This window comes from Enhygromyxa salina, from assembly GCF_000737335.2.
In the GTDB taxonomy this organism is placed as follows: Bacteria; Myxococcota_A; Polyangia; order Nannocystales; family Nannocystaceae; genus Plesiocystis; species Plesiocystis salina_C.
Genome location: NZ_JMCC02000002.1, coordinates 42,764 through 65,649 on the forward strand (window position 1 = coordinate 42,764; position 22,886 = coordinate 65,649).

The 22,886-nt window shown below is 67.3% G+C and carries 23 protein-coding genes; 10 read left to right on the forward strand and 13 right to left on the reverse strand.

The genetic code is table 11. From position 1 onward, the window contains the following. Positions 1–5 precede the first annotated feature (5 nt). Positions 6–1,775 (forward strand): hypothetical protein, encoded by a 1,770-nt coding sequence (locus tag DB30_RS01025; RefSeq protein ID WP_052546052.1) that lies wholly within the window; start codon positions 6–8, stop codon positions 1,773–1,775. A 2-nt stretch (positions 1,776–1,777) separates the two neighbouring features. Here the strand turns inward: DB30_RS01025 and DB30_RS01030 are convergent, their stop codons facing one another. From DB30_RS01030 to DB30_RS01055, 6 genes are all read right to left on the reverse strand, one after another. Further along, entirely contained in the window at positions 1,778–2,326 is a 549-nt protein-coding gene (locus tag DB30_RS01030; protein ID WP_052546053.1) for a sigma-70 RNA polymerase sigma factor region 4 domain-containing protein, read from the reverse strand. Between the two features lie 357 nt (positions 2,327–2,683). Further along, positions 2,684–4,144 (reverse strand): alpha/beta hydrolase, encoded by a 1,461-nt coding sequence (locus DB30_RS01035; protein WP_165703576.1) that lies wholly within the window; start codon positions 4,142–4,144, stop codon positions 2,684–2,686. 142 nt (positions 4,145–4,286) lie between these two features. Beyond that, positions 4,287–4,871, reverse strand: a complete 585-nt coding sequence (locus tag DB30_RS01040; protein WP_052546055.1) for a 2OG-Fe(II) oxygenase — start codon at positions 4,869–4,871, stop codon at positions 4,287–4,289. After that, entirely contained in the window at positions 4,861–5,808 is a 948-nt protein-coding gene (locus DB30_RS01045) for an efflux RND transporter periplasmic adaptor subunit (protein ID WP_165703577.1), read from the reverse strand. The genes DB30_RS01040 and DB30_RS01045 overlap by 11 nt, the downstream gene beginning before the upstream one ends. Further along, positions 5,805–8,021, reverse strand: coding sequence for a peptidase domain-containing ABC transporter (locus DB30_RS01050; protein WP_052546057.1), 2,217 nt, complete (start codon positions 8,019–8,021; stop codon positions 5,805–5,807). Before DB30_RS01050 ends, DB30_RS01045 begins: the two co-directional genes overlap by 4 nt. Continuing rightward, positions 8,018–8,833 carry an efflux RND transporter periplasmic adaptor subunit gene (locus tag DB30_RS01055; RefSeq protein WP_165703578.1) on the reverse strand — a complete coding sequence of 272 codons (816 nt, stop codon included), beginning with the start codon at positions 8,831–8,833 and terminating at the stop codon, positions 8,018–8,020. The genes DB30_RS01050 and DB30_RS01055 overlap by 4 nt, the downstream gene beginning before the upstream one ends. Before the next feature lie 219 nt (positions 8,834–9,052). On the opposite strand from DB30_RS01055, the gene DB30_RS01060 reads away from it, so the two are divergent. From DB30_RS01060 to DB30_RS01075, 4 genes are all read left to right on the forward strand, one after another. Continuing rightward, on the forward strand, positions 9,053–9,214 hold the full coding sequence (locus DB30_RS01060; RefSeq protein WP_153258166.1) for a hypothetical protein: 162 nt from the start codon (positions 9,053–9,055) through the stop codon (positions 9,212–9,214). Between the two features lie 64 nt (positions 9,215–9,278). Next, entirely contained in the window at positions 9,279–10,514 is a 1,236-nt protein-coding gene (locus tag DB30_RS01065) for a hypothetical protein (protein WP_052546059.1), read from the forward strand. A gap of 8 nt (positions 10,515–10,522) precedes the next feature. After that, positions 10,523–11,977, forward strand: coding sequence for a hypothetical protein (locus DB30_RS01070; protein ID WP_052546060.1), 1,455 nt, complete (start codon positions 10,523–10,525; stop codon positions 11,975–11,977). After that, positions 11,974–12,750: a GNAT family N-acetyltransferase gene (locus DB30_RS01075; RefSeq protein ID WP_052546061.1), complete on the forward strand. Its 777-nt coding sequence runs from the start codon at positions 11,974–11,976 to the stop codon at positions 12,748–12,750. Before DB30_RS01070 ends, DB30_RS01075 begins: the two co-directional genes overlap by 4 nt. Before the next feature lie 16 nt (positions 12,751–12,766). Here DB30_RS01075 and DB30_RS01080 read toward each other — a convergent pair whose 3' ends face one another. From DB30_RS01080 to DB30_RS01095, 4 genes are all read right to left on the reverse strand, one after another. Next, a complete protein-coding gene (locus DB30_RS01080; RefSeq protein ID WP_052546062.1) occupies positions 12,767–13,396 on the reverse strand; it encodes an RNA polymerase sigma factor in 630 nt (209 codons plus the stop codon). Positions 13,397–13,458: 62 nt separating this feature from the next. Further along, the gene (locus DB30_RS01085) at positions 13,459–14,673 is read right to left on the reverse strand and encodes a DUF2271 domain-containing protein (protein ID WP_146657782.1); all 1,215 of its coding nucleotides are present in this window, start codon (positions 14,671–14,673) and stop codon (positions 13,459–13,461) included. After that, the gene (locus DB30_RS41155; protein WP_205632878.1) at positions 14,660–15,610 is read right to left on the reverse strand and encodes a DUF4266 domain-containing protein; all 951 of its coding nucleotides are present in this window, start codon (positions 15,608–15,610) and stop codon (positions 14,660–14,662) included. The genes DB30_RS01085 and DB30_RS41155 overlap by 14 nt, the downstream gene beginning before the upstream one ends. Further along, entirely contained in the window at positions 15,607–16,083 is a 477-nt protein-coding gene (locus DB30_RS01095) for a hypothetical protein (RefSeq protein ID WP_146657783.1), read from the reverse strand. The genes DB30_RS41155 and DB30_RS01095 overlap by 4 nt, the downstream gene beginning before the upstream one ends. A 295-nt stretch (positions 16,084–16,378) precedes the next feature. On the opposite strand from DB30_RS01095, the gene DB30_RS01100 reads away from it, so the two are divergent. Together DB30_RS01100 and DB30_RS01105 are read left to right on the forward strand one after the other, a co-directional pair. Further along, positions 16,379–17,341, forward strand: a complete 963-nt coding sequence (locus DB30_RS01100; protein ID WP_052546065.1) for a DUF3570 domain-containing protein — start codon at positions 16,379–16,381, stop codon at positions 17,339–17,341. A 120-nt stretch (positions 17,342–17,461) separates the two neighbouring features. Continuing rightward, on the forward strand, positions 17,462–17,899 hold the full coding sequence (locus tag DB30_RS01105) for a TlpA family protein disulfide reductase (protein ID WP_052546066.1): 438 nt from the start codon (positions 17,462–17,464) through the stop codon (positions 17,897–17,899). On the opposite strand, the gene DB30_RS01110 is transcribed toward DB30_RS01105, so the two are convergent. Together DB30_RS01110 and DB30_RS01115 are read right to left on the reverse strand one after the other, a co-directional pair. Continuing rightward, positions 17,876–18,790 carry a sulfotransferase family protein gene (locus DB30_RS01110; RefSeq protein ID WP_052546067.1) on the reverse strand — a complete coding sequence of 305 codons (915 nt, stop codon included), beginning with the start codon at positions 18,788–18,790 and terminating at the stop codon, positions 17,876–17,878. The genes DB30_RS01105 and DB30_RS01110 overlap by 24 nt on opposite strands. Before the next feature lie 113 nt (positions 18,791–18,903). Then, positions 18,904–19,362: a hypothetical protein gene (locus tag DB30_RS01115; RefSeq protein ID WP_052546068.1), complete on the reverse strand. Its 459-nt coding sequence runs from the start codon at positions 19,360–19,362 to the stop codon at positions 18,904–18,906. A gap of 127 nt (positions 19,363–19,489) precedes the next feature. On the opposite strand from DB30_RS01115, the gene DB30_RS01120 reads away from it, so the two are divergent. Then, positions 19,490–20,356 (forward strand): pirin family protein, encoded by an 867-nt coding sequence (locus DB30_RS01120; RefSeq protein WP_052546069.1) that lies wholly within the window; start codon positions 19,490–19,492, stop codon positions 20,354–20,356. Positions 20,357–20,494: 138 nt separating this feature from the next. On the opposite strand, the gene DB30_RS01125 is transcribed toward DB30_RS01120, so the two are convergent. Next, the gene (locus tag DB30_RS01125; protein ID WP_165703579.1) at positions 20,495–20,941 is read right to left on the reverse strand and encodes a hypothetical protein; all 447 of its coding nucleotides are present in this window, start codon (positions 20,939–20,941) and stop codon (positions 20,495–20,497) included. A 152-nt stretch (positions 20,942–21,093) separates the two neighbouring features. Here DB30_RS01125 and DB30_RS01130 point away from each other — a divergent pair, with 152 nt between their 5' ends. Continuing rightward, positions 21,094–21,519 (forward strand): hypothetical protein, encoded by a 426-nt coding sequence (locus tag DB30_RS01130; RefSeq protein WP_146657789.1) that lies wholly within the window; start codon positions 21,094–21,096, stop codon positions 21,517–21,519. A gap of 39 nt (positions 21,520–21,558) precedes the next feature. Then, complete coding sequence (locus DB30_RS01135; protein WP_146657790.1) at positions 21,559–22,875, forward strand: coiled-coil domain-containing protein; 1,317 nt, start codon at positions 21,559–21,561, stop codon at positions 22,873–22,875. Positions 22,876–22,886: the final 11 nt, after the last annotated feature.

Genomic DNA, 22,886 nt, shown 5'->3' on the forward strand with positions numbered 1-22,886 from the left:
TGCGGATGCGTGTCGCCGACACATGGTCGAAGCACGCGCTGCTGCGGGTCGGGATCCTCGCCTGCCTGACCTTCGCGTATGTGTGGCTGAGCGGGCCCGCCCCACCGCTCCAGGCCGACTCGATTCACGACTACTCGTTTGTGCGGCTGTGCGCCGAGGGCCAGGGCTGCCTCGCGCACGGGACCTCGATCCAGGGCCTGCAACAAGGGCGGCTGCTGCTGGTGATGCTCGCTGGGTTGCTACGCCTGGGCCTCTCGCCGCAGGGCCACCACCTCGTGTTCATTGCGCTTACGGTCGCGGGCGTGGTCATGCTGGCCGAGCTCGCGCGCGCGCTCGCGGGCGCCCGCGCCGGCCTCGCTGTCGCTGGGCTCGCGGCCTGGGCCCTGCCGCTCGCCGCCGATCACCCGTTGCTGTGGAACCCAACCCTTGCCACCGCCCCGCTCGCGCTGCTCACCGTCAGCTGCGTGCAGCTCGCCCGGACGGAGCACCCCGGGTGGGCCGCTGGGATCGCGCTTGGGATCGTGGGTGCCTACCACGGACACATTGTTCACCTCGTCGCGTGGCCCGTCGCGTGTGTGCTCGCTGGAGCGGTCACGCAAGACCCGCGAGCTCGCTGGGTCGTCGTCGCGGGGCCTTCGCTCGGGCTGCTCGCGTTCGATGCCAAGGTGTTCATCGCCAATCTGAAGACGCTGTCTGGATCTCCGCTTGGCATTGGGGTTGGCGCGGCGCTGATCCTCACCATCGTCACGGGCGTAGCGGTTGGCGCTGCGCTGCGTCCCCGCTGGTTGCGGCTGCCCGAGCGCTGGCGTGGCGTGGTCGCGCTGGCCTGGTTTGGCGGAGCGATCTTCGCTGCGATCGGGCTGGGTTCCTTGCTCGGCGATCAGCCCCTCGAGGCCCGCTACGTCGGCGCCGCGATTCCGGCCCTGGTTGTTCTCGCCGTCACGTTGCCCGAGCGCGTGGATCCTCGCGCCGGCCTCGCTGCGAGCGTGCTCGCCGGGCTATTGGCCGCCTGGCAGCTCGGCGCGCGCCTGAGCGAAGACCGTGGCTGGACCTACGCAGACGTCGTGACGATCGACGCGGCCCTGCGCGACCAAGCCGGCGTCTCGCTGACGCAGCTCGGTCCGTGGATCCGCGCGCCCAATGGGCAGGAGCTGGTCAACGCCGCCCGCAGCTTTGGGCCCGCCGCCGTCGGCCCAACCGCGCACGCGAGCACGATCCAGATCCTCGCGTTGGCAGGTCCGAGGTGCGCCGAGCTCCGCGCGTTCGAGCGCTGGCGCTGCGTCGAGCTCGACTGGAAGCTGAGCGCGGCCTGGTCCCGCGACGACGCGCCGTGGATCGACCCCGAGCGGTTCGAGACCTGCGCGATCGTTGACCCTGAGGCCGAGCCAACCGCGTGTGTCACGGTCGAGGTCGGCGATCCCAAGTACACGCATTCCATGGGGGGGCCGCGCTTTGTCCAATTCGAGGAAGTGAGCGCCGATCAATCACCGAAACAATGGACTCAACACCTGCACATTCGGGCCACCGAAGGCGACAGTCGTCTGCTGCTGCTCACCCGCGGGTGGCGGCTGCGGGACAGCCAAGATCTCGAGGCCGCGCCCGGGCCAGTGCTCGGTCCACGCGAGTCGATCTGGCTTCGGGTGGGGTCCCAGCGCGAAGGGATCTTGACCCTCGAAGCCGACACCCATGGCGCCCACGTTGCGCCCGCGAATCCGGCGGTTGTTGGCGAATTCAGGCCAGATGAAGCTGGCATCCTCGAGCTGGTGGCGCGCTGAGCTCAATCGCGCGATCGCACGGCGAGCGAGCCCGCGAGCTTGCGAAACCGCAGGCGCCACGCATAGATCGCGTCACGGGTCATGTCGGTCGCGTCCATGACCTCTTCAACGCTGCGCTCCTCAATGTAGAGCATAGAGAACAACAGCATGCCGCGAGCGTCCAGGCGGCTGTCGAGGCGCTCGAGCACCCGCGCTAGCGAATCGCTCGCCTCGAAGCGCCGCGCCAGCGGGACGTCGTTGGTGACCTGGCGCTCGAGCTCGTCGCCGGGCACGGACGTGTCTGTCCACGGACTCCGTCGCAGCGATCGCAAGGTCGCGCCGACGTGGCGACGCGCGACCAGGCGCACGAAGCTCTCGAACGAGCGACCGCGGCTGGGATCCCAGCTACGCAGGATCTTGCCGCGATCCGCCAACAGCGAGATGCACACGTCCTGGACGAAGTCGCGGACCTCCTGTCGGGGATCTCGGCCCTCGGTTCGCGCGTTGCGAATCAGCGCGTAGCCAACCTCTGTCTGCAGCACTGGCAGCATCCGCAGCACGAGCGATTGCATCGCCGCGCGATCGCCGTCCAGCGCCCGTGTAACCTGTTGAGGTTCGAGAGCTTCCATGTGTCCTCACCGCGCGCCAACGCCGGCCCTCTCGGGTCGCTCGTTGGTCCGCGTGACACAGGATAGTCCGTCCCCACGCCGCTTCGAGTGTCTCGAATTGCGTCGTCTCGTCTGAGTGAGTCGCGCGCAATAAAGGTCGAATTTGCCGTGGCGGGTGCTTGCGACGAGCAGCGCACGGTTGCGCGATATGTCGCTGGCTTCGCGATCTGCGTCAACGCATGGCGGGTGATCAGCTCACCGCTTGGTCGGGTTGCCAAACACGCACACCCACGAGCCTGCATGCACCAAGACCCGCGCGATTCACCGGTTTGCGGCCGCTTCCAGATCGGACAGGCGGGCTTCGATCCTGGCGCTGTGGCTCACGCCCTTGGGGTCGCTTTCTACTTGCTCGACGACGCGGACCAACTCGAGCGCCTTGCGGTAGCGCTGGATCGCCGCTGCCGTCATGCCCTGCTGCTCGGCGAACTCGGCCCACGAATCCCAGGCGTTCCAAGACTCGGGGACTCGCTCCACGATCGTTGCGAACACTTGCTCGGCCAGCGCCGTCGAGCCAGCGCGCGCGAGCACGTAGCCGGCGTCATTGAGCAGCGGCTCGGCCTCACAGCCGTCCTGGGCGGCGCAGCGATCATAAGCGGCGGCTGGACCGAGCTCGCGGATCCACCCCAGCACCAGCGCGAGGTCGGCGGGCGGCGGCGTGGCGGCGAGCAGCGTCCAACCAGGGGGCGTTGGCAGGGCAGGGCCGTCCTTGCTCGTTGCGGTGACCCGCGACAAAAATTCACGGACCGCGTCGGCCACCTCGACGAAGCCTTCGCGGACGCTTGGATCCGCGTGCTTGGTGTGAGCGGCCCGCAAGATCCCACCGTGCGCGATGAAGTCGTTGTGGCGCAGGCCGGGTCGGCTGATCAGCGTGCGCGCTGCATGGGTCAGGCCCTCGACGTACCCGGTGTTGCCGCCAGCGTGGATGATCAACGCTGGGATCCGTAGCTTGTCGCGCTGGCCCAAGTAGCGCGCTGGCTCGGGGCGCTCGTACCAAGGCTCGTCTGGGTTCGCGTACTCCAAGGTCGAGTCGAGGCTGATCACCGCAACCAGATCACGCCCGGCCATGGCGTAGGCGAGGGCCGCCTGCGCGCCGTAGCTGTGGCCGATGACGACGGCCCGCGTGGCATCGACACCGGGCCAGGCAGCCGCCGCTTCGAACATGCGATCCAGATCGGCGATCGACGTGCTGGGGTCCCACTCGATCCCGCTGCCCAGCCCGCTCGCGTCCAAGAACGCGCCGGAGACAACGACGAAGCCATGCGAGGCCAGGTACTCCCAGAGCACGAAGTTGTCGGCGAAGCTGGCCCCGAGCCCGGGGTGCGCCAAGATGATCGGGAAGCTGCCGTTGGCCCAGATCGCGTCGCGTCGGGCCATGGTTGCGAGCGCGGCCAGCTCGGACGTGGGCGCGCCGTCGAACACCTCTTCGTCACGCACGCGCTGAACGTGCTGCTCGAGCCGCTGTCGCCACGGGCCCGCGTCGGCAACATCGACGCGCAGATAGTCGTCGACCAACATGGCGTCGCCGCTGGGCGGGCCGCCGGCTTGGCTTGGGTACCAGACCGAGATCAGGATCGGGCGCTTGGTCTGCTCGCCGGTGTTCGGGTCGAGCAGCGATCGGGTTGGATCCTCGAACCACTGCTGGCGATACCCGATCGTGTGCGGCCCCGGCACCAGCTCGGGGAGCCAGACCTGCGTGGGCGTGGTTGCGGCGCTGGGTTGCATCGGCGGGGGCGCGGGAATGGTCTCGCGTGGCGAAGCCGTTGGCGAGGGCTGCACTTGCGGTGCGTCCTCCGAGCAGGCTGGACCCACGAGCGCGAGCGAGCACGCGAGCGCGCACGCGATCCACCGCAGGGGTCGTGGGGGGTCAGGCAGCCGCCATCCGGGTCCGTTCACACTCGGCATAGTAGAAGATCGACACGGTATAGCGATGGGTTGGCGCGTCGGGGTGCGGGATCCCGGCCCGATGCAAGATGTTCGAGTGAAACGCCACCAAGCGTCCGGGCCGCGGTGCCACGACCATCATCGCGTCGCCATCTTCGTCGTAGAAGACCGTCTCGCCGCCCCAGCCGGCCCGCCAGTTGGCGTTGGCGTAGTACAAGAAGGTGAGCGCCTGGGAATGGGTGGTGTCGGTGTGCACGGTGCCACACGCGTCCGAGGAGATCGCCGCCGCATAGACATGGCTGAGCGCGACGCTGGGATCGCTCAGGGCAAAGGTCTCGCGCATGCTGGTAAACACGGCTTCGGTGAACGGAAACAAGAAGGGCGCGGCCCGGAACATCTCGCTGTCGACCGCCGCGCTGAGCTCCCGATCAAACGAGGGCCGGCGGGTATAGTCGAGCTGCATCACGACATTCGCAAAGTTGGCGATCTGCTCGTTGCTGAGCAGATCATCGTAAACGTGGATCAGGCGGTCGCCGATCGAGTGGGCGCGGGTGGGCCTAGGGTTCATGTTCGGTTCCTCGAGGAGGTTGGGGAATTGCGTGTCCGTGGCAGGTTGGAAGTTCAACGTTGACCCGGCCACCGAGCGCGTGATCACGCAGGTCGGCGGCGTTGACTGGGGCCTCGTAGATGCGCAGCCCCGACAGCTCGTCAACATCGGCGCCGGTCGGGTGCAGGTGGACGGTGAGCGGCTCGTCGACGCCGTCGGGCCAGCGCCAGCGCGCCTCGATCGGCGCGCCCGAACCATGCTCGGCCGGCAGCGCGACCCGGATCACTAGATCCTCGGTCGAGGCGAAGCGCGCGAGCGGCTGGCCAGCCTCGACCCACGCCCCCGGGACCGCCCACTCGCGGATCAGGCGACCCGCGAATGGGGCCTCGAGTTGTCCGGCCTCGATCCGCGCGCGCTGGGCCTCGAGCCGGGCGGATGCGGCCCGGCGCAGCGCGTCGGCGCGGTGCACTTCGCGGGCCGCGATCGTGTGTGCTTCGCGTGCCGTGTCGCGCTCGGTGTCGGGTAGATACGCGCCAAGCTGCTCGGCGCCGCGCAGCTCTCGGGCGCGGGCGTGCTGCTCGGCCGCGTAGCGCTCGCGGGTCGCCTTGGCCTCGTCGAGCTCGGCGCGCTGGACCTCGAGCACCGCGACGTCGTCGCCCGCTTCGATCTCGTACAGCAGCGCTCCCGTGGCGATCAGCTGAGGTCCGCCACCGCGGACGATCCCAGCGCGCGGGGCCGCCAGCTCGATGCTCTGGCGCGGGATGATCACGCCGAGCTCCGTGCATGGATCGATCTCGTCGAACGCGGGGACGCGCTCGATCGTGGGGCTGGTAGCTGCGCTCACGTCTTCAGCGGGTGCTGGGCGAGGCGCCCGCTCGAAAATGTTCGGCGCATCGCAGGCCAGCGCGCTCACGCAGACCAAGAACGAGACACATCGACAGACAGTGAAGCGCTTCATGCTGCGTTGTCCTCGGCGAGCTGGGCGGCGACCAGGCGTGCATAGCTGCCGCCCTTTGCGACCAGCTCCGCGTGGGTGCCCCGTTCGACGCAGCGGCCCTGCTCCATCACCACGATCAGGTCCGCCCGGCGGATCGTGGACAGCCGATGGGCAACGACCACCTGCGTGCACTCGAGCTGACGCAGCGCCTCGTAGACCGTGGCCTCGGTCGCGGTGTCCAGCGCGCTGGTGGCCTCGTCCATGACCAGGATCCGCGGCAGCGTGACAACGGCCCGCGCGATCGCCAGCCGCTGGGCCTCGCCGCCCGACAGCGAGCTCCCCCCTTCTGCGATCGCGGTCTCGAACCCAGCTGGTTCACGCGCGATCCGATCGTGCAGACACGCGAGCTTGGCCGCCCACTCGACCCGGTCGCCGGCCTCTTCGGCGCCAAACAAGATATTGCTGCGAAACGTGCCCTGGATCAGCTGCACGCGCTGCGGGACCACACCAAACTGGCGGCGAAGCTGCTGCGGATGAAAGCTGGCAAGGTCCTGACCATCGAGCAAGATCTTGCCCTTGCTGGGCCGCAGCAGGCCCAGCAGCAGGTTGATGATCGTGCTCTTGCCCGAGCCGGTGCTGCCAACCAGCGCGATCGTCTGGCCCGGCAGAATCTCCAGATCAAAGGCGTCGACGATCGGCTCTTCGGCGCGAAATCCAAAGCTCACCTGCTCGAAGCGGATCCCGCCCTCGATCCGCTTCGAGGGCACGTTGGCCGCTTCCGAGAATTCCGAGGGCAGCTCGGATGTCTCTTCGAGCACGTCGTTGACTCGCGCGGCGACGCTGCGTGCGTCGGCCAGCGACTGCACGGCGCCGACCAGCTGACCAACCGGCGCCATGAAGCTTGGCATCAACACGCTGGCCGCGAACAAGGCCCCGAGGCTCATCCCGCCCTGAGCCACGCTGGCGCCCGCGAACCCAACAATGCACGCGGGGGTCAGCATCCCAATGCTCGGCCGGATCGCCTCGAGCAAGGCCTCGAAATTGCCGCGCTCGCGGTCGGCCTGCAGCTGGGTGACGAACGCGTTGGACCAGCGCTGCAGCATCGCCTGCTCGCGACCCATGGCCTTGGTGCTGTACGCGGTCGCAAGCGCCTCGACCTGGCGGGTCTGGCAGACCGCGTCGGCCTCGAGGTAGGTCTCGGTCAGGCGCTCGCGGCGACTCCAGCTCCACGCCGTGACCAGGGCTTGGATGCACGCCAGCCCGAGCGCGGCCAGGGCCAAGGTCGGGTGCAGCATGAACAGCGCGAGCAAGAACGCAGCCGCGGTCGAGGCGTCGAGCACCGTCGCCAGCGCGACCGATGACAGCGCGTCACGAATCTCGCGATGCGCGTTGATCCGCTGCAGCAGGTCACCCTGGGACCGGGTCAAGAACACGCGATAAGGCAGGTGCAGCAGGTGATGCAGAAAGCTGGCCCGCATCGAAGACTCCAGCGACACATCAATGACCTTGAGCGTGCGCCCGCGGATCAGCACCGCCCAAAACCGGGCGAACGAGGCGATCGCCAGAGCGATCGCCGTGATCGTCAGCCCGCTCATGTCCCGCCACGGGATCAAGTCTTCAACCGCGATCGCCATTGCGATCGGCACACAAAACGCGAGCGCCTGAATGAACAGCGAGCTGACCACCGCGGTCGCGAGTCGCCGCTTTTGCGACAATACCCAGCGCATGTGGCGAACCAAGGGGCGCTCATGCTCGATCCGGGGCGCAAAGCTCTCGCCCGGTGTGAGCGTGAGCGCGACGCCAGTGAACGCGCGGCTGACTTCTTTCGCCTCGCACCAGCGAACCCCCCGCGCGGGGTCGTAGATCTCGTAGCGCCCACGCGCGACCCGACCCAAGACCACAAAATGGTTCATCTCCCAGTGCAGGATTGTCCCGGGCTCGAACTCGGATAGGTCCTCGACCTCCAGGCGATAGCCGCACGCGATGAACCCCAGATCCGAGGCCGCGCGCGCGAGGTGGGCCATGCTCACGCCGTCGTAGATGTCGCCGACCAGCCGGCGAACCTTGGCGAGCGGCAGGTGCAGGCCGTGGTAGCCGATCGCCATGCACAGCGAGGCCACGCCACACTCCGCCGCCGCGAGCTGGCGGACCAGGCGAAGTCGACCGCCGCGCCGCGGGGGAAACAGCCGGCCAGCGACCCGCTCGGCGAACGCTTCGGAGCTCGCTGTGGTCATGGTCGCGTCCTCCAGCCCATCGCCTCGGTGACCCGTTGAAGCAGCGAGCGCTTGCGGACCAGGGCCCGAACCTCGCCGACCATGCCGTCAAACAAGATGGCCTGATCCGACTCGGTGGCCTGCGCGAGCTCGGCCTCGACGACCAGCACCGAGTCCGAGGACTGGGCCAGGGCCAGCTCGTGACGTTGCAGCGGGTCTTCGAGCGAGATGGCCTCGCTCGAGACGGTGCGGACCACGAAGATGTGGCGATGCTCCCCCGCGCGCTCGACGATCAGCTCGAGCTGCGTGCCGGGTTGGATCACCCCAAGCGTCGAGTCTGGAAACGTCGCAATTAGGCGAGGGCGCGACGTGGCTGGCTTCGCGTTGCTGGCGATCGTGGCGACGATGTCCGACGCGTCCACCAGGCCGCCTTCGCGGGCGCGGACCGAGATCACCTTGCCATCGATCGGGCTGCGCAGGGTCAGCGCTGCAGCGCGGTCGCGGAGATCCGAGACCGCTACCCGTGCGCTGCCAACTTCGGCGCGCAGGGCCGCGTTGATCGGGCTGCGCAGCATCGCCGCGAGCGCCTCGTCGTAGCGATGCCGCGCGCGGCGCAGCTCACCGTCGATCTCGGGGTTGTGGAGCTGAACCAACGCTTGGCCAGCGACGACCGAGTCGCCCGGCGAAATCTCGACAACGCGAATGCCGCCCGCGGCCTCGCTGCGGATATGGATGCTGCCAGGCACACGCACGACCGCGCGGCCCGAGACACGCTCGGGGCTGGGGATCACGAGCGAGAGCGCCGCGGCGAACAGCAGTAGACCCAGGCTCATGACGGGACCCGAGAACCACGCGCGCTCTCGGCGATTGGGTGTGCCCCGAGCCCAACCTTCCTTGCTGAGCTCGGCCAGCGCTTCGGGCCTCATTTCCACGCTGCCCCATTGCGCAGTCAGGGGTGAAATCTGACGAAAAATTATTCGTCAGATTTCGTCGGCCGATTCACAAGGGGGTGAGTGCTCGACACCAACGTTGGGCACGAAAGAGAAAACATCATGAAGACCATCAAAGAACTCCGCATCTCCGATCTCCAGCAAGTCCGTGGCGCCGCCGAGCTTGGCGGCGGTCGCGAGGAGTACACTCGCAACTGTGAGGACGGCTCCTGCAAGAGCAGCGAGATCGGCAAGCAGGCCAGCCAGGCCGCTCTCAGCAAGTAGTGGATGGGGGCCGGCGATCTCGTCGGCCCCGTCCTTTTTCTCACGATTATAGAGGACGACTCGAGTGAACGATCTGCTGGAAGTTCGAGACTTGCGAAGCGCGCGCTCCCCCGAAGAAGGGGCGCAGTCAGCAGGCGAGCAGCTCTTGTCGCTCAGCGCCACGCGCCACATTCTCGAGGATCCCCACACGCGGATCGTGCGGCGTGCAATTGACGCGAATTGGCTGTACGAAGCGCGCAATTCCAAGACTTCGGCCGGGTGGAACCCGTTTCGGGGCGAGATCTATATTGCCGACAACTCTGTGGTTGGGCAGTGGCTCGACGACCCGGCGATCGATCTGCGGGTGCTCAACGAGAATGACCTATTCTTGCCGGAATTCGCGTTCTTGTTGCACGACTACCTGCATGTATTTGGGGCGCGCACGATCGCGGAGCTGCGGCCCGAGCTAGAATTTGGCCACGGCGAGCTGGACCCGGCCCGGCTCGAGGAGCACGCGTTCGTGCTGGTCGTGACCGAGGCCGTCGCGACGGTTGGCCTCGATTATTGGGATCTTTGCTGCCGCAACCTTGGCCGCGAGCTGGACATTGGCTCGGCGTTTGCGCGCCTGACGGTGTCGTACCAGACCTCGCTCGAGCCTGAGTACCGGCGCTATTGCGAAGACTTCACCGCGCAGACCCCAGACTTCTTTGGGTTGATCGCGCGGTTTTATTGTACCGGGGCGTTTCCGGGTTTTGACGGTGAGGCGCTGCGGCGCAGCCCGGTCACGCTGGGCTGGCTTCGTCATGAGCTCTTGTATGGCGGCTCGCAGCGGCGCTATTCCAGGCAATGGTTGAATCACCTCGCGGGTATCCAACCTGATCAGCTTGGCGCGCTCGATGCCCCGATCGAGATCCCAGATTGGGGTGAGGCCGTCATAAAGGAACTCGGCGCCCGGCTGTGGGCAAAGGTCAAGCAAGGGGACGCATGCACACCCGCCGCGCACTGGGACCCCGAGCGGGCCTGGCGGGCGCCGCAGCGCGGTCCGATCGACTTTCGCTTCACGAACTTGGCCGGGTTCGAGGACCTCGACGTCGAGATCGAGCGCCGCGGCGTGCTCGAGACCTCGCGTGCGCAGTGGCGCGAGCAGCTGCTGCGAAGTCGTCGCTATCCGATCGGCGATCGGGACGCGATCGCGGCCGTCAGCGCGCTGGCCCACAGCCAGGACCACGCCGTGGTCGCCTGGGCCGCCAAGCAGCTCCCCGCCTACGTGGGCGCCAAGCGGTCCGAGCACGAGCCGCTCGACATGTTCTTCCTCAAGTGATCGCAGTCATGAACATCGACGACCCAAGCACGCTGCAGTGGCGCCCGGCCAGTCCGTGGGCGACCCCCGTTCCCCTGGCCGCCGCCGACTTCGAGCCGCTCCACGCGGCGCACCAACCCTGGTGCCTGCGTACGGATCTAGGGGCGGTGCAGCCGTTTGGTGTGGCCGGATTCGACGATGGGGACCTGACCGTGGGGTTCGCCGACTTTCAGCTGCCCGCTCGCTATCCGGTCGCGCGGCGGCTTGGCTCGGGGCGCGCGGTGTTTCACGAAGGCAAGTACATCAAGGGCGTGGGCCGGACCCAGCTCGCCGCCAATTGGGCCGACGCCAGCGATGTCTTGCACAGCTCCGGGCACATGTACCCAAGCGGGGCGATCCGCGAGTACCTTGTTACTTGCTACCTTCAGGCGCGCGGGCTTGGGCACGTGGTGGTGCCTTGTGAGGGGCTTGCCCTTCGCCCGTTGCCGACCGAGTTTGGGGGCGCGCTGCGGGCCCACGCCAAGCAGCTTGGGGTTGCGCTGGCGCCGGCCGATGCCTGCATGCAAGCGCTCACCTTCAAGCCCGGCAACTTTGCGCGGTGGTCGAATTTCTCATGGCTGGCGACCCACGCGTACGGCGAGCTCGACGAGGTCATTCGCATGGGGCTGGCGCTGCAGCACTTTAGCGATCCCAGCGCGCCGATCGACACCGACGCCTGCACGCCCTCGGCGATCGCCGCTGGCTTGGACGCTGCCGTTGCCCGAACCCGCAACAACTTTGGGGAGTTCTTCACGGCCGGGATCTACTGGGGTTCGTTCACCAACAACGCGACGCTCGACGGTCGCTTCTTGGATCTCGAGCTCCCCACATTTCTGGCCGAGCCAATGGTGGTTGCGCTGGCGCCCCACAAGCAGGGTGCAGGTTTGTCGAGCGCGGCCGGGCCGATCTACCAATGGTTTGGCGCCGAGGTCATCGACGCTGCCGCATCACTGGCGGCCTGCGTTGCGATCATGAGCTCGCGGCTGTCGGAGATGGCCGCCCGCTGCGTCCACCCAAGCGCCGCGGCGTTTTGTCGCGCGACCGTGGAGGCCCTGGCGCAGACCTTTGGTCCCGCGCACTGGATCCACGACCGCGAGCAGTGGCGCCGCGATCTGTTGGACCGGTTTCAGGGCGTGGTCGGCTGCCCGTACAACCCCGAGCCATTGGTTGAAGCGCTGCTTGGCGAGCGCTCCGTGAACATGGCCCTTCGCCGCCACGAGCTGGGCCTCGCGGATCCCGAGCCGGCGATCTCGGTCGCTACGTTCTTCGCCGACGAGGCCTCGCTGCCCACGGACGCCGACGGGGCGCGGGCGCTGATGAACGGCCTCGCGCGGGAGCTGGATCAGTGCACCAGCGTCAGCGAGCTGCTCCGCGGCCTGCGGGGCGCGAGCGATCGGATCCAAGCGAGCGTACGGCCCCGCGCGCGTCGGGGAGCGGCCGCTTGAGCACGATCGGCTACGGCGATCCACGCAGGGTTCACGAGCTGCTCGCGCTGCGTGCTCGGGCCTTTGCGTCGCGGATCGAGGGCGAGCGCACGGATGCAGTAGCTGGGCGCTGGGTCGAGATCGGTGGGGCGTTCGCGTTTGATTGGAGTGGCTACCGCTGCGTGCACGACTTTGGTGACGAGGCGCTGCAACGCTGGAGCGAGCTGCTCGATTGGTTTGCCGACGGGCTCGCGCCCACCTTCGAGACCTGGTGTGGCGAGGGGCTCTTGGTCACCGCCCGCGCGCTGACCCTGCTTGGCTACCAGCCCGTTCACGCCCAGGCTTTGTTCGCCGCCTCGCTCGACAGCCTCGCGCCCACTCACGCAAACACCCCGCTCGAGATTAGCCGCGACCCCAATGACTTCGGCCGGCTGGGCGCGCAGATGTGGAACGAGGGCGACCCCGACCGCGCACGCGCGCTCGCCCGGCAACACGCGGGACCCAACTGGTGCTGCGCGACCGTGCTCGAGGCCGGCCAGCCCGTCGCGGGCGCCAGCTTGTACTTGGATGGCCCGCATGCGTTCCACGCCAACGCCCTGACCTTGCCCGCGCACCAGGGCCGCGGCATGCATGGGCGGCTGTTGGCCGCGCAGATCGAGCTTGCGCGGGCGCGCGGCAAGACGTGGATCGTCGCCGACACGCAGGTTGGATCCGGGAGCGGCCGCAACCTCGAGCGCGCCGGCCTGCGCTGTGTGGCGACCTGTCTGCACTGGCAACCATTGCAGCAAGACTGAGCCCGCTTGAAACCAGCTACTCGTCGAGCTCGCGGCGCAGCTGCTTGGCCCAGCCGTCGAGGCCGCGCAGCGTGGTCTCGAGCTGCTCGCGGGAGTCTGCGAGCGCGCGCATGTGTTCGTTCAGGCGCGCGCGGCCGCGGTGCATGCGGGTCTTGACCGTGTTGGCCGGCAACTCCATCACGAGCGCGATGTCGTTGATCCGCATGTCCTCCCAGTAGTGGAGCTCGAGCATCAGCTGGGTGTCGATCGGCAGCTGGCGGAGCGCGGCGAGCAGCAGCTTGTTCTGGCCGTGGGCGTCGAGCACCGAGGAGACCGTGCGGTGGAGCCCCGCGATCGTGGCGTGCTGGGGATCGAAGCGGGCGCGATCGCGGATCGTGTTGCGCAGGTGCTCCAGCAGCTTCTTGCGGGCGATCGCAAACAAGAAGGTACGAAAGCTGGCGTCGTCGCGAAACCGCTGCAGACCGCCGTCGAGCAGCCCAAGGAAGGTGGCCTGGACCAAGTCTTCACCTTCGGCGCCGACCTTGCTCATGAAGAAGCGGGCGACGCTCTCGTGGTGGCGCAGCAACAAGCTTGTCCCGGCCGCCTGGTCGCCCGCGCGCCAACGCGACAGCAGCTCCTCGTCTGGCGGCGCCTCGGGTTGGCTCATGCGCTCTCGACAGTAGCACTGACTTCAGTGCCGAGCGCTGGACTCCAACCGCCCGCGCCTGGTCACGGCGCGTAGAGCAGCAGCTCGGTGAAGTTGTCGGCGTCGCCGTTGGTGGCCGATGTCGCCACGCTTGGCCCCGCGCCTAGCTCGAACTGCACGCTGATCTGCGGGCCCGCGGCCGCGTTCTTGTTGGAGTTGGCCTCCGTGTACTCGACGTGGATCGCGTAGGGCCCCGGGCTGGCCGGGGTGCCGTCGAGCCGGTCGAGGTCCCAGGTGACCTGGTGGGTGCCGTGGAGCTTGCGCGTGGATCCGGTGATCGCGTCGACGTCGTTGTCATCGCTGGCGGCTCGCCACGCGACGAGGTGCTCGCGGCGGGTGTCGCCCCAGACCTCGAGGGTCCGCACGAAGCCGTTGGCGTCCTCGAGCCAGATCGCGCCGACGTGCTTGGGGCCGTACTTGCCGTCGTATCCGCGGGTGCGGACCCGAAAGCTCAGGGCCTCGGGGGGCACCTCGGGGTCGATGCCTCGCAACATCGCGTCGAGGATCAGATCATCGTCGCTCGAGTGGGGGTGCAGCGACACGGCGAGCACGTTGGTGCCCGCCAGCAGCAGCGCGGGATCGGGAAACGCCCAGTAGTACTGGTGCGGGTCGATGCCCATCGCCTTTGACTGCGCCGTGAGCCCCGAGTCGGAGCCGGTCGCGGGCATGTTGGTGCGGAACACCTCGCCGCCGTTGAGCCACACGATCGCGCCGTCGTCGCGACGCAGCCGCAAGAGCAGGCCCGCGACCGCGCTTGGATCCGTGAGGTCGAAGCTGGACCGCAGCTGGCTGGGCCCCGGCGGGAGCGAGGTCGCCACGTCCTCGAAGCCGTCGCCGAGCGGCGCGGGGCCGGTGGCCCAGGCCGAGTCGTCGTAGTCCGCGGCCGTCCAGTTCAGCGCCGCCTGGTCGCCGCTGGTGTAGCGCCACGTTGCGCCCGGTTGGATGAACACGGCCAGCGCGTCCTGTGACTCGCCGCCGTCTGACTCGCCGCCGTCTGACTCGCCGCCGTCGTCGAGGCTGCCATCGTCGAGGCCGCCGTCTTCGTCGAGGCCCGGGGGGAGACCTTCGTCGGCGGGGGCCTCGTCGCCGTCCGAGCCCCAGTCGCCCGCGGCCTCGTCGGGCGGGTTGGGTGGATCGGGCTGGGCGACGTGCAGGCCACCCTCGTCCATGCACGCTGTCGCGTTTGAGAGCGCGAGCGCGAGCGCGAGCCGCTTGAAGTTTCGATCAGTTGCAGCCACAACCACCTCCTGCGCCACCCAGGGCGCCCGCCGAGCCCTCGCGGTACTCGATCGCGTGTGCGCTTCCGGACAGCAGATCATCGTTGATCTCGATCAGCATGTCGGGCTGCGCGAGGCGGCTGCGCTCCCATGGCTGCACGTTCGCGCACCCGCTCGCGCAGACCAGGCTGGCGCCGAGCGTTAGGGCCAACGTGGCCCGCGGACGCCTTCGACCGGCGATCATGCCCGCGCCGCACACCATCGCTATCAGCAGCATGATCACTCCGCCAAGCCCGAGCTTCCCAGCGTCGAGCCTGCCGATCTGGCACCCGCTCGCCGTCGCGCCGAACGGCTCGAGCGCCCGCACGTCCAGCACCGGGCCGTCGCCAGTCGCGTCGCCCGAGCCATCGCCCCGGACACCCGCGAGGTGCAACCACACGGTCCCCGCCGCCGGGTCTTCGGGCGCGCGCCACTGCATGCGCAGGCGGTGCGCACCGCAGTCGCCAATTGCGATCACCTGTCGCCCGTCGTCGGGCTCGAACGCAGCCGCCGCAACTGTTCCGCTGGTGCAGTGATCCTCTGCGGCAAGCAGCTGCTTGGGCGCGAGCGTGAGCTCACCGATCGCAACACCGGACGCGTCGCTGAGCTCGGCGAGCACCGCCGCCTGCTCGACGCTTGGCGACCACGCGACATCGAAGACATAGGTGACACCGGGCTCCCAGCCGGCGCTGGGCAGCCCCGAGACCTCGAGCGCGAGCGCTTCGCCGCCGCCGTGGCAAGCGTCGCAGCTCAGTCCGTCTAACCGCGAACCCGTGAAGTAGCGGCCTGCGCCGCCGCCTTCGTGGGCTGGCGCGGCGAACAGCTTGGGGCTGGAGTAGGCGTGGCTGGTCGCGGGCGCGACCGCCACGGCCAGACTGATCGCCAGCCCGATCACCAGACCGATCGCGCGCGAGCTCATGACCCGATCTCCTCGAGCGGAACGCCAGCGGCCCACACGACGAGCATGCGCCAGCGCGGATCTTCACGGGTCCACAGGTTGTGCCCCCAGCGATCTTGCCCGGCGTGGTCGTGACCTTCTAGCGGCTTGCGCAGCAGCGGCGCGTCGAGCAGCTGTTTGGAGATGAGTTGCCCGCCCGGCGCTCGATCGTGGGTCAGCGCCGCGCGGGTTCGCTGGTAGCTGAGCCACACCTCATCTTCGGTGGGTGGATCGAGGGGCTCGTCAAACTCGGGCGCGAGCCGCTGGCGACCGGGGCCCCAGACTGCGAAGAAGCGATCCGCGTCCCCGTGACAGCGGCTCAGCCCACAATCGCGGAGCAGCAGCGGGTAGATGGTCGCGCGGAAGTCATCAAAGTCGGGCGCAGGCAGCTCGGCCTCGCTTGGCATACAGCCGACGGCTAGCGTGATCAGCGACGCAGCAACGAGGCTTCGCATGTGTCTGGATTAGCACGAAATAATTTTATTATGAACAATCAATTTTAATACTATAAGGCCACTGAGGCTGATGCGAGGGACCTGGCTTGACAGCGTGGTACGGCGCAATCGCGTGATCTTCGCGATGTTCGTGGGTGCCATTTTATCCATACAGTCGATCTCCACGGCTGCGCCCGGCGAATCACCAGATTCCGATCCAAAGACCGAGTCAGAATCATCACAGTTGTCATCCAATGTCGCGTCATCGTTATATGTCCGTTCGGACAGTGATGGCACCACGGTCGTCGCCCCGCGGGTGCGCTTTCGCCAGGACTTTGGCCGGACCGGGATCGACTTCACCCACACCGCCGACGTGTGGACCAGCGCTTCGGTCGACATTCGCACGGCGGCGTCGGCTTCGGTGACCGAGGTTCGCAACGAGCTTGGCGTTGCGGTTGATCACGAGCGGGGCGCGTGGACCTTCGCGGGCGCGTATCGGTTCTCGCGCGAGTCCGACTACCTTGCCCACGGCCCGAGCCTGAGTGCCGCGTGGGAGGGGCTGGCCCGCAATGTACGGCTCGAGGGCCGCGCGTCGCTGAGCGACGATCGGGTTGGTCGCGCGGGGGATCCGGGCTTTGTCCGCCCGCTCCGCAGCGTCGCGCTGTGGCTGGGTTACACGCAGGTGCTGGGTCGTGGCACGCTGATACAGATCGCGGCCGAGCAGCGCGCAAGCGTGGGCTATCACGCGAGCCCGTATCGCTGGGTTGGGCTTGGGGGGCCGGTGACCTGCGCCGGTCAAGCCCCGCTGTGTGTGCCCGAGGTGGTACCGGGTCGGCGCATTCGCTACGCCGTGGCCGCGCGCGCCCGGCAGTCGCTGGCCCGGTGGGTGTCGCTGGGTGTCGACTATCGCTACTATATTGACACTTGGCGACTGCAGTCGCACACGCTCACCGGTAATCTGCGGTTTGTCCCGCGCGCGGGGGTGTTGCTCGATCTCGACTATCGCGCGTACCTTCAAGGGAAGGCGTGGTTCTATCAATCATCCTATTCGGCGGATCCTCCAACCGGGTTCGTGACCCGTGATCGCGAGCTGTCGCCCATGTTCGATCACGAGGTCGCAGCGCTGGCTCGCTGGACCCACATGTTCCCCAAGCGGCGGGTCGAGCTTGGCGTTGGCCTGCGCGCCGCGGCGATTGTGTACGGCTATCACGACTTCCCCGGGCTCGACCGGGTCCTTGCTGGGGAAGGCACCCTCAACCTACAGATCAACATCCACTGACGTCTAGGAGTTCCCATGATGAAAGCTCGCCACCCACATCTCTCGCTCTCCCTGCTCGTCTGCCTTGCGCTCGCGCCTGTTGGTTGTGAACGACCGCGCGCCGCGACGTCGAGCCCTGCCATGTCCACAGGCCAAGCTGCGCCAGCGCTCGCCGGCTTCGACGTCAACGGGCAACCCGTCGATCTGGCCGCGTTGGCCGGCAAGATGGTGATTATCGACTTCTGGGCCTCGTGGTGCGAGCCGTGTCAGGAGGCGATGCCTGGCCTCGATGAGCTGGCGGGGGACTACGCGGATCGGCTCGTCGTCATTGGTGTGTCCGTGGACGAGGATCCCGAGCAGGCTCGCGCGTTCGTGCAGCGCGTTGGCGTTGGGTTTCCGATCATCCACGACAGCGATCACTCGATCGCCGCCCGCTGGGCGCCGCCGAAGATGCCAACCACCTTCGTTGTCGATCCGGCCGGGGTGATCGTCGACGTTCACGACGGCTACGACGCCGCGACGCTCACGGAGCTCCGCGCCCGGGTTGCAGCGGGCTCAGGTCCCGTCCCAGCCCATTGAGCCCGGCGGCAGGCCGCCCTCGGAGCCCGGGCCAAGCTCGGCTTGGGCACCCGCGTCAGCCCCATCTTTACTCGCCGCGGCCCGTCGCTGGCGACGCGCGACCTGATCTGCCTGCACGGCCTGCTGCGCCGCTTGGATCCGCGGCACCAGCTTTTGATTGGCCTCGTTGAGCTTGCGGATGAAGCTGTGCTCGAGCCCCTTGCTCTCGTGGATTGTGTTGTACAGCTCGTCAAACAGGTCCGCGAACTCGGGCTCGATGCTGTCGGAGGTTGGCCGGGTCTGGGTTCGGTTGCGCGGCTCGACGGCGGCCACGGCCTTGTCGGCGTCGATCTCGGGATCGCCGATCCACGCCAGGGTCTTGCGGATCACCGCTTCGGGATCCGAGAGCAAGCCGTCGTAGCTTTGGACGTGAACTGGGAACCGACGGATCGCAATGTCGCGGACCAACGCGAAATTCTCACTCCACCACTCGAGCACCGGAGAGAAGCGCACCGGGTCGGGCGAGTTGGGGGCCCGCTCGCGCCGGGACTGGTCCTCCATGTTGTACAGGCGCGTCAGCGAGCTCTCGTACTCCCGCCACTCGCGGACCGTGGCGACGACCTTGCTGATATACGCGCGATCGCTGCGGACCAGCCCGGGGATGAACACCTTGACCACGTGGCGGGTGACCTGCTCCGGGAAGAAATACGCGCCCGTGCGCGGGTGCGGGTTGGTCCGCCAGTAGATGCCCTGACGCAGCAGCGACTCGTAGAAGCCCGAGGGGTTGGCGTCGCGGATCGTCTCGCCCCAGTTGGCGGGGAACGCCTCGCCGAAGGGCGGGAACCCGGCCGCGATCAGGATCTGCATCCACATCGAGGTGCCGGAGCGCTTGGTGCCAGTGATGATGATCATGAAGCGAGGACCGGCGCGACGTCCGGTGCGAGGGGAGGGTACCCAAAAAAACAGCCGCCCGGCGCGAGGCCGAGCGGCTGTGTTGGTCCGGTGCTGGTCTGTAGCCTGTAAACTCAGGAGCGGGCGAGCTGCGGAACCGAGCTCGCGGGGGCGCCATGCATTGTGTGCATCAGCGGCGGGCCGCCGATCCGGGCGACGAAGGTTCGCGCTCCAATGATGATGCGGATGCGGGCCCCGTAGGGTAGGGGTAGGCGGGCGCCGCCCACTTGGCGGTCCTCGAGGGCGGGGTCGACCAGCATGTGGGCGACGGTCATGCGGCTGACGCCGATGCGCAGCTCGCCCACCATGCCGGGCAGGACCCGCAAGATCGGCCGGCCGGTCGCGTCGATCTCGAGCAGCGCGAAGTCCTCGCGGCCGCCCAGGATCTCTGGCGGCGTGGTCTTGGGGTCGAGCACGAACCGGCTCGCGCGGTTCTGGCCGCCCAGAACGCGAAAGAGCCAGCCACTTCGCTCACGAAGCTTGGCTGGCTCTGGGGTTGCAGGGGCCCCGTCGATCAGTTCGACGATCTCCACCGGAGGGAGGGGGATTCGCCCTTGCGGTTGTGCGCGTCGTCCCACGTGCCGGCCCAAGACGCACGAGAGAAAATTTTGTTCCCACGCGCGAGATGCGGACACCCGGAGTGCTCTATCGTGGGGCTGCATGCGACGTCGGGAGATCCTCGAAGGCGCGCTGGCGCTTGGTGCGATTGGGCCTGTCAGCCAGGCGATCGGGTGTGTGCAGCCGCCCAGCGGTGCCGCGGGCCAGCAGCAGGCCGCCGCTGCGGGTGCTCGGGCGCCGGCGCGGGTGCTGCAGCGGATCGTCGCACATCCCGCGATCGACGGGGCCGGCGCGACCGTGCAGCGGGTGTTTCCCGGGCCGGATCTGCGGCACCTCGATCCCTTCGTCGTGCTCGATGACTTCGACGTGCGCCGACCCGCCGGCTTTCCTGATCATCCGCACCGTGGGTTCGAGGCGTTCACCTACATGATCGAGGGCGCGTTTCACCACCGCGACTCGATGGGCAACGACTCGGTGATTGGGCCGGGCGGGACCCAGCGGTTCTCGAGCGGTAGCGGAGCGCGGCATTCGGAGATGCCCGGCACCGATGGGGCCAACCGTGGGCTGCAGCTGTGGGTGAACCTCCCACGGCGGCTCAAGCAGATGGCGCCGAGCTACGCGGGCATCGCTGGGGCGGATATGCCTGTGTTCAACGGGGAGGGGCATGTGTTGCGGGAGGTGGTGGGGCCACGCTCGCCTGTGGTGCTGCAGACGGAGGTGGAGTACTTCGACCTCGAGCTGTTCGCGGACGCGAGCTTCGAGCATGAGGTGTTGGTGGGGCGTAATGCGTTGATTTATGTGCTCGAGGGGGAGGTCTCGCTGCTGGGTGAGCGGGTTGGTGCGGGGGAGGCGGTGTTGCCTACTTCGGGGGTGGTGACGATTGGTGGTGTGCGGCGTAGTCGTGTGCTGTGGTTGTCTGGCAAGCCGCATGGGGAGCCGATCAACCAGCGCGGGCCGTATGTAGATTAGGACGTGCGTGGCAAACCGTGGGGAGCTGGGGCAGGCCTCGCACGTGTGTCAGCGGGGGCAGAGGGCTTTTCAGACTCGCGGGACCACCTACAGGGATAGCAGCGCCGCATGACGCTGGCGGGTGTCGAGCATTCGCCGTCAGTCACAGAGCGGACTGTCGCCGCAGAGAACCGGGTCGCCGCTGACCGTCATCGCGCACAGGCAGGCGCACTCCGGCGGGACATCACCTTCTGTCGCGCACTCCGTCCATCCCTGCGGGGTCGCGCAGTCGTAGGGGTAGATCATGAACTCCAGCTGACCTACTTCGGTGCGGTAGTAGGCGTGGGGCTCGGAGGCCTGGCCGACCGGCTGTCCTTCGAGCGCGAAGCAGCGTCCGCTGCCGGCACTGGTCGTACACGCGTTGGCGTCGATCGCCAGGGTGTCGTGCCAGCGGCATCCGAGCGCCTCGCAGCTCGTGACATCCGGCTCGGCGAGACACGCCTCGGCGGTTGGCCCCGGGTCTCCACTCTCCGTACTCTCCCCGCTCTCGGCCTCGGGTTCGTTGTCGCAGGCACTCATGATCACGAGCGCGGTTGCGATGAGCATCACACGTGGGTAGCGATGTCGATGTTGCATGGTCATGTGGTTACATCCTCTCGACGTCGTCGAGGCCCTCGGCTGGCTCTCGGTCCTCCACCGTGGGCGGATGAGGGAGATGTAACTTTGACGTTGTAGGGGTTGCTCATCGAAGCCCAACCGTGCCAGACCGTCGCTGGAACGCAACCCACTTGGTCTGCGAATCGCCGGAAAATGGTATCCAACTCATCGAGTGGTCCGTCGATCAGTCGCTCGAGGGCTCGTCGGGCCTCGTCGAGAAGCCCTCCCAGGCGGCCCCCTCCAAGTTGCTCGAAGAGGGTCCGCACCCAGCCCGTGTGCGCCGCCTCGAAGTCCTGCCGGTCGGGCTGCTCGAGTACGAACATCCGCACCACGTCATGCAGGTCCCACGGGGCGTAGGAATCGGCAGCGAACTCGGCGAGACCGCGCTCATGCAGGTCATCGAGCATCTCGCGGACATCTGTTCGACGTCAATTTGTCATCGATCTGTCATCGCTCGCGTTGTGCATATGTCGGTTCCGGGATCGGCGCAGGAACGGGCTGTTGGTGTCTATGGTAGGATCGACTAGACTAGACCGCGCGTCTGGTCGATGCTAATCTTCCGGGCGATGGAGAAGCTCGCTGCCTATCGGTTGGAACATGACGTCAGCGATGATGCCGCTGCTCGGGCGGTCGAGATCGAGGCGGTTGTTGGCCTACTGAGGAAATGGTTGAAGCAGAAGAGGGCAGACGACCCTGAGGCAAGCCAAGGGGAGTTCAAGTCTGAGCGCAGCGGTGACTCGGGCTACTTCGGATGGCAGCGGGCGGGACACGGAGAGCGTTCCTGGCAGATGTTGCGTCTCGTTGAGGATCTCAGCCGAGGACGTCGCTTCGAGACGTCCGTTTCCGTTACAGACACGGGTCGATCGGTGATCGTATACGCGACCCTGGCAAGCGGGTTGAGTTCCAGCGCGGTGACGCCGGTACCGACTGACGCGAAGTGTCCGCGGCCGGTACGTTGGATTCTGGACATGCACGGCGCCTGGTACCATGGCGCGACCAAGATCCGGGGTATGAACCGCGTCGAAGGGCGCGAGGCAGGACGTCATTTTGCCGAAGAGATCCGCTTCGCCAATCGAACCCTGCCGCTAATCGTCATCTCAGAGGATGAGGGGGAGTTGTCGCTTCCCAAACTCGACCGAGAACTTGGCCGGGCGTTAATGGGGTTGGCGAACGTAACGGTGGTGGATGATGGGGCATCATGGGGTTTGACTGACGTCTTGGGGAAGGAAAACTCGTGTTATTGGGGGGCGGTGCGAGTGTACTGGCCGCGCTATGATGTGAACCGACACCCTTTTTGGCCTGTGAGGCGGTTGCTCGATAGTGCGGCCACGGCAGATCGGTTTGAGGCGCAACTCCGCAACCAGATCATGCGGATATCCGGCCGCAGCGCCGTGCGACCACCGGAGATCGATGACATCCGGCGCGAAGCCGATCGCGCACGAATGCAGAACCTCCAGGCACAGCTGAAGTCCTCCGCGGAGTGGGAGGACTTTGCCGAGACGTATTCGCGCGAGAACGAGGAGCTTCGACGGGAAAAGGAAGATTTGGAGGAGGAGAACGCACGGCTATGCGACGCATTACAGAACGCGGAAGCCCGACTCGGAGCTGAGTCGCCGGGGGATCAGGCAATCGAACCGGAGCCGCCTGACGCCGATTCGGGACCGAAGCCAGGAGATATTCGATACTACAAAAAAGTTGGATATACTCGCAAACTCGACAAAATGGTCGAGACGAGTGCATGCGGTCACTCGGCCTGGCAGGCAGCGAATAAGGCCGACAAGGCCAAAAAGGGGATTGAGCGGTATGTGGGCCGACGCAATTGGGCAATGATTCGGCACTGTGGGTCGTGCACCGGCGGCGGAATGTGGAAAGTTCGCTGGTGAGTGCTTCCTCC

What these genes read in the sequence shown, in the direction of transcription:
- DB30_RS01025 (WP_052546052.1), top strand. Translation starts at nt 6, where the DNA reads ATGCGTGTCGCCGACACATGGTCGAAGCACGCGCTGCTGCGGGTCGGG.
- DB30_RS01030 (WP_052546053.1), bottom strand. Translation starts at nt 2,326, where the DNA reads ATGCAATCGCTCGTGCTGCGGATGCTGCCAGTGCTGCAGACAGAGGTT.
- DB30_RS01035 (WP_165703576.1), bottom strand. Translation starts at nt 4,144, where the DNA reads ATGCAACCCAGCGCCGCAACCACGCCCACGCAGGTCTGGCTCCCCGAG.
- DB30_RS01040 (WP_052546055.1), bottom strand. Translation starts at nt 4,871, where the DNA reads ATGAACCCTAGGCCCACCCGCGCCCACTCGATCGGCGACCGCCTGATC.
- DB30_RS01045 (WP_165703577.1), bottom strand. Translation starts at nt 5,808, where the DNA reads ATGAAGCGCTTCACTGTCTGTCGATGTGTCTCGTTCTTGGTCTGCGTG.
- DB30_RS01050 (WP_052546057.1), bottom strand. Translation starts at nt 8,021, where the DNA reads ATGACCACAGCGAGCTCCGAAGCGTTCGCCGAGCGGGTCGCTGGCCGG.
- DB30_RS01055 (WP_165703578.1), bottom strand. Translation starts at nt 8,833, where the DNA reads ATGAGCCTGGGTCTACTGCTGTTCGCCGCGGCGCTCTCGCTCGTGATC.
- DB30_RS01060 (WP_153258166.1), top strand. Translation starts at nt 9,053, where the DNA reads ATGAAGACCATCAAAGAACTCCGCATCTCCGATCTCCAGCAAGTCCGT.
- DB30_RS01070 (WP_052546060.1), top strand. Translation starts at nt 10,523, where the DNA reads ATGAACATCGACGACCCAAGCACGCTGCAGTGGCGCCCGGCCAGTCCG.
- DB30_RS01080 (WP_052546062.1), bottom strand. Translation starts at nt 13,396, where the DNA reads ATGAGCCAACCCGAGGCGCCGCCAGACGAGGAGCTGCTGTCGCGTTGG.
- DB30_RS41155 (WP_205632878.1), bottom strand. Translation starts at nt 15,610, where the DNA reads ATGAGCTCGCGCGCGATCGGTCTGGTGATCGGGCTGGCGATCAGTCTG.
- DB30_RS01095 (WP_146657783.1), bottom strand. Translation starts at nt 16,083, where the DNA reads ATGCGAAGCCTCGTTGCTGCGTCGCTGATCACGCTAGCCGTCGGCTGT.
- DB30_RS01105 (WP_052546066.1), top strand. Translation starts at nt 17,462, where the DNA reads ATGTCCACAGGCCAAGCTGCGCCAGCGCTCGCCGGCTTCGACGTCAAC.
- DB30_RS01110 (WP_052546067.1), bottom strand. Translation starts at nt 18,790, where the DNA reads ATGATCATCATCACTGGCACCAAGCGCTCCGGCACCTCGATGTGGATG.
- DB30_RS01120 (WP_052546069.1), top strand. Translation starts at nt 19,490, where the DNA reads ATGCGACGTCGGGAGATCCTCGAAGGCGCGCTGGCGCTTGGTGCGATT.
- DB30_RS01125 (WP_165703579.1), bottom strand. Translation starts at nt 20,941, where the DNA reads ATGCTCATCGCAACCGCGCTCGTGATCATGAGTGCCTGCGACAACGAA.
- DB30_RS01135 (WP_146657790.1), top strand. Translation starts at nt 21,559, where the DNA reads ATGGAGAAGCTCGCTGCCTATCGGTTGGAACATGACGTCAGCGATGAT.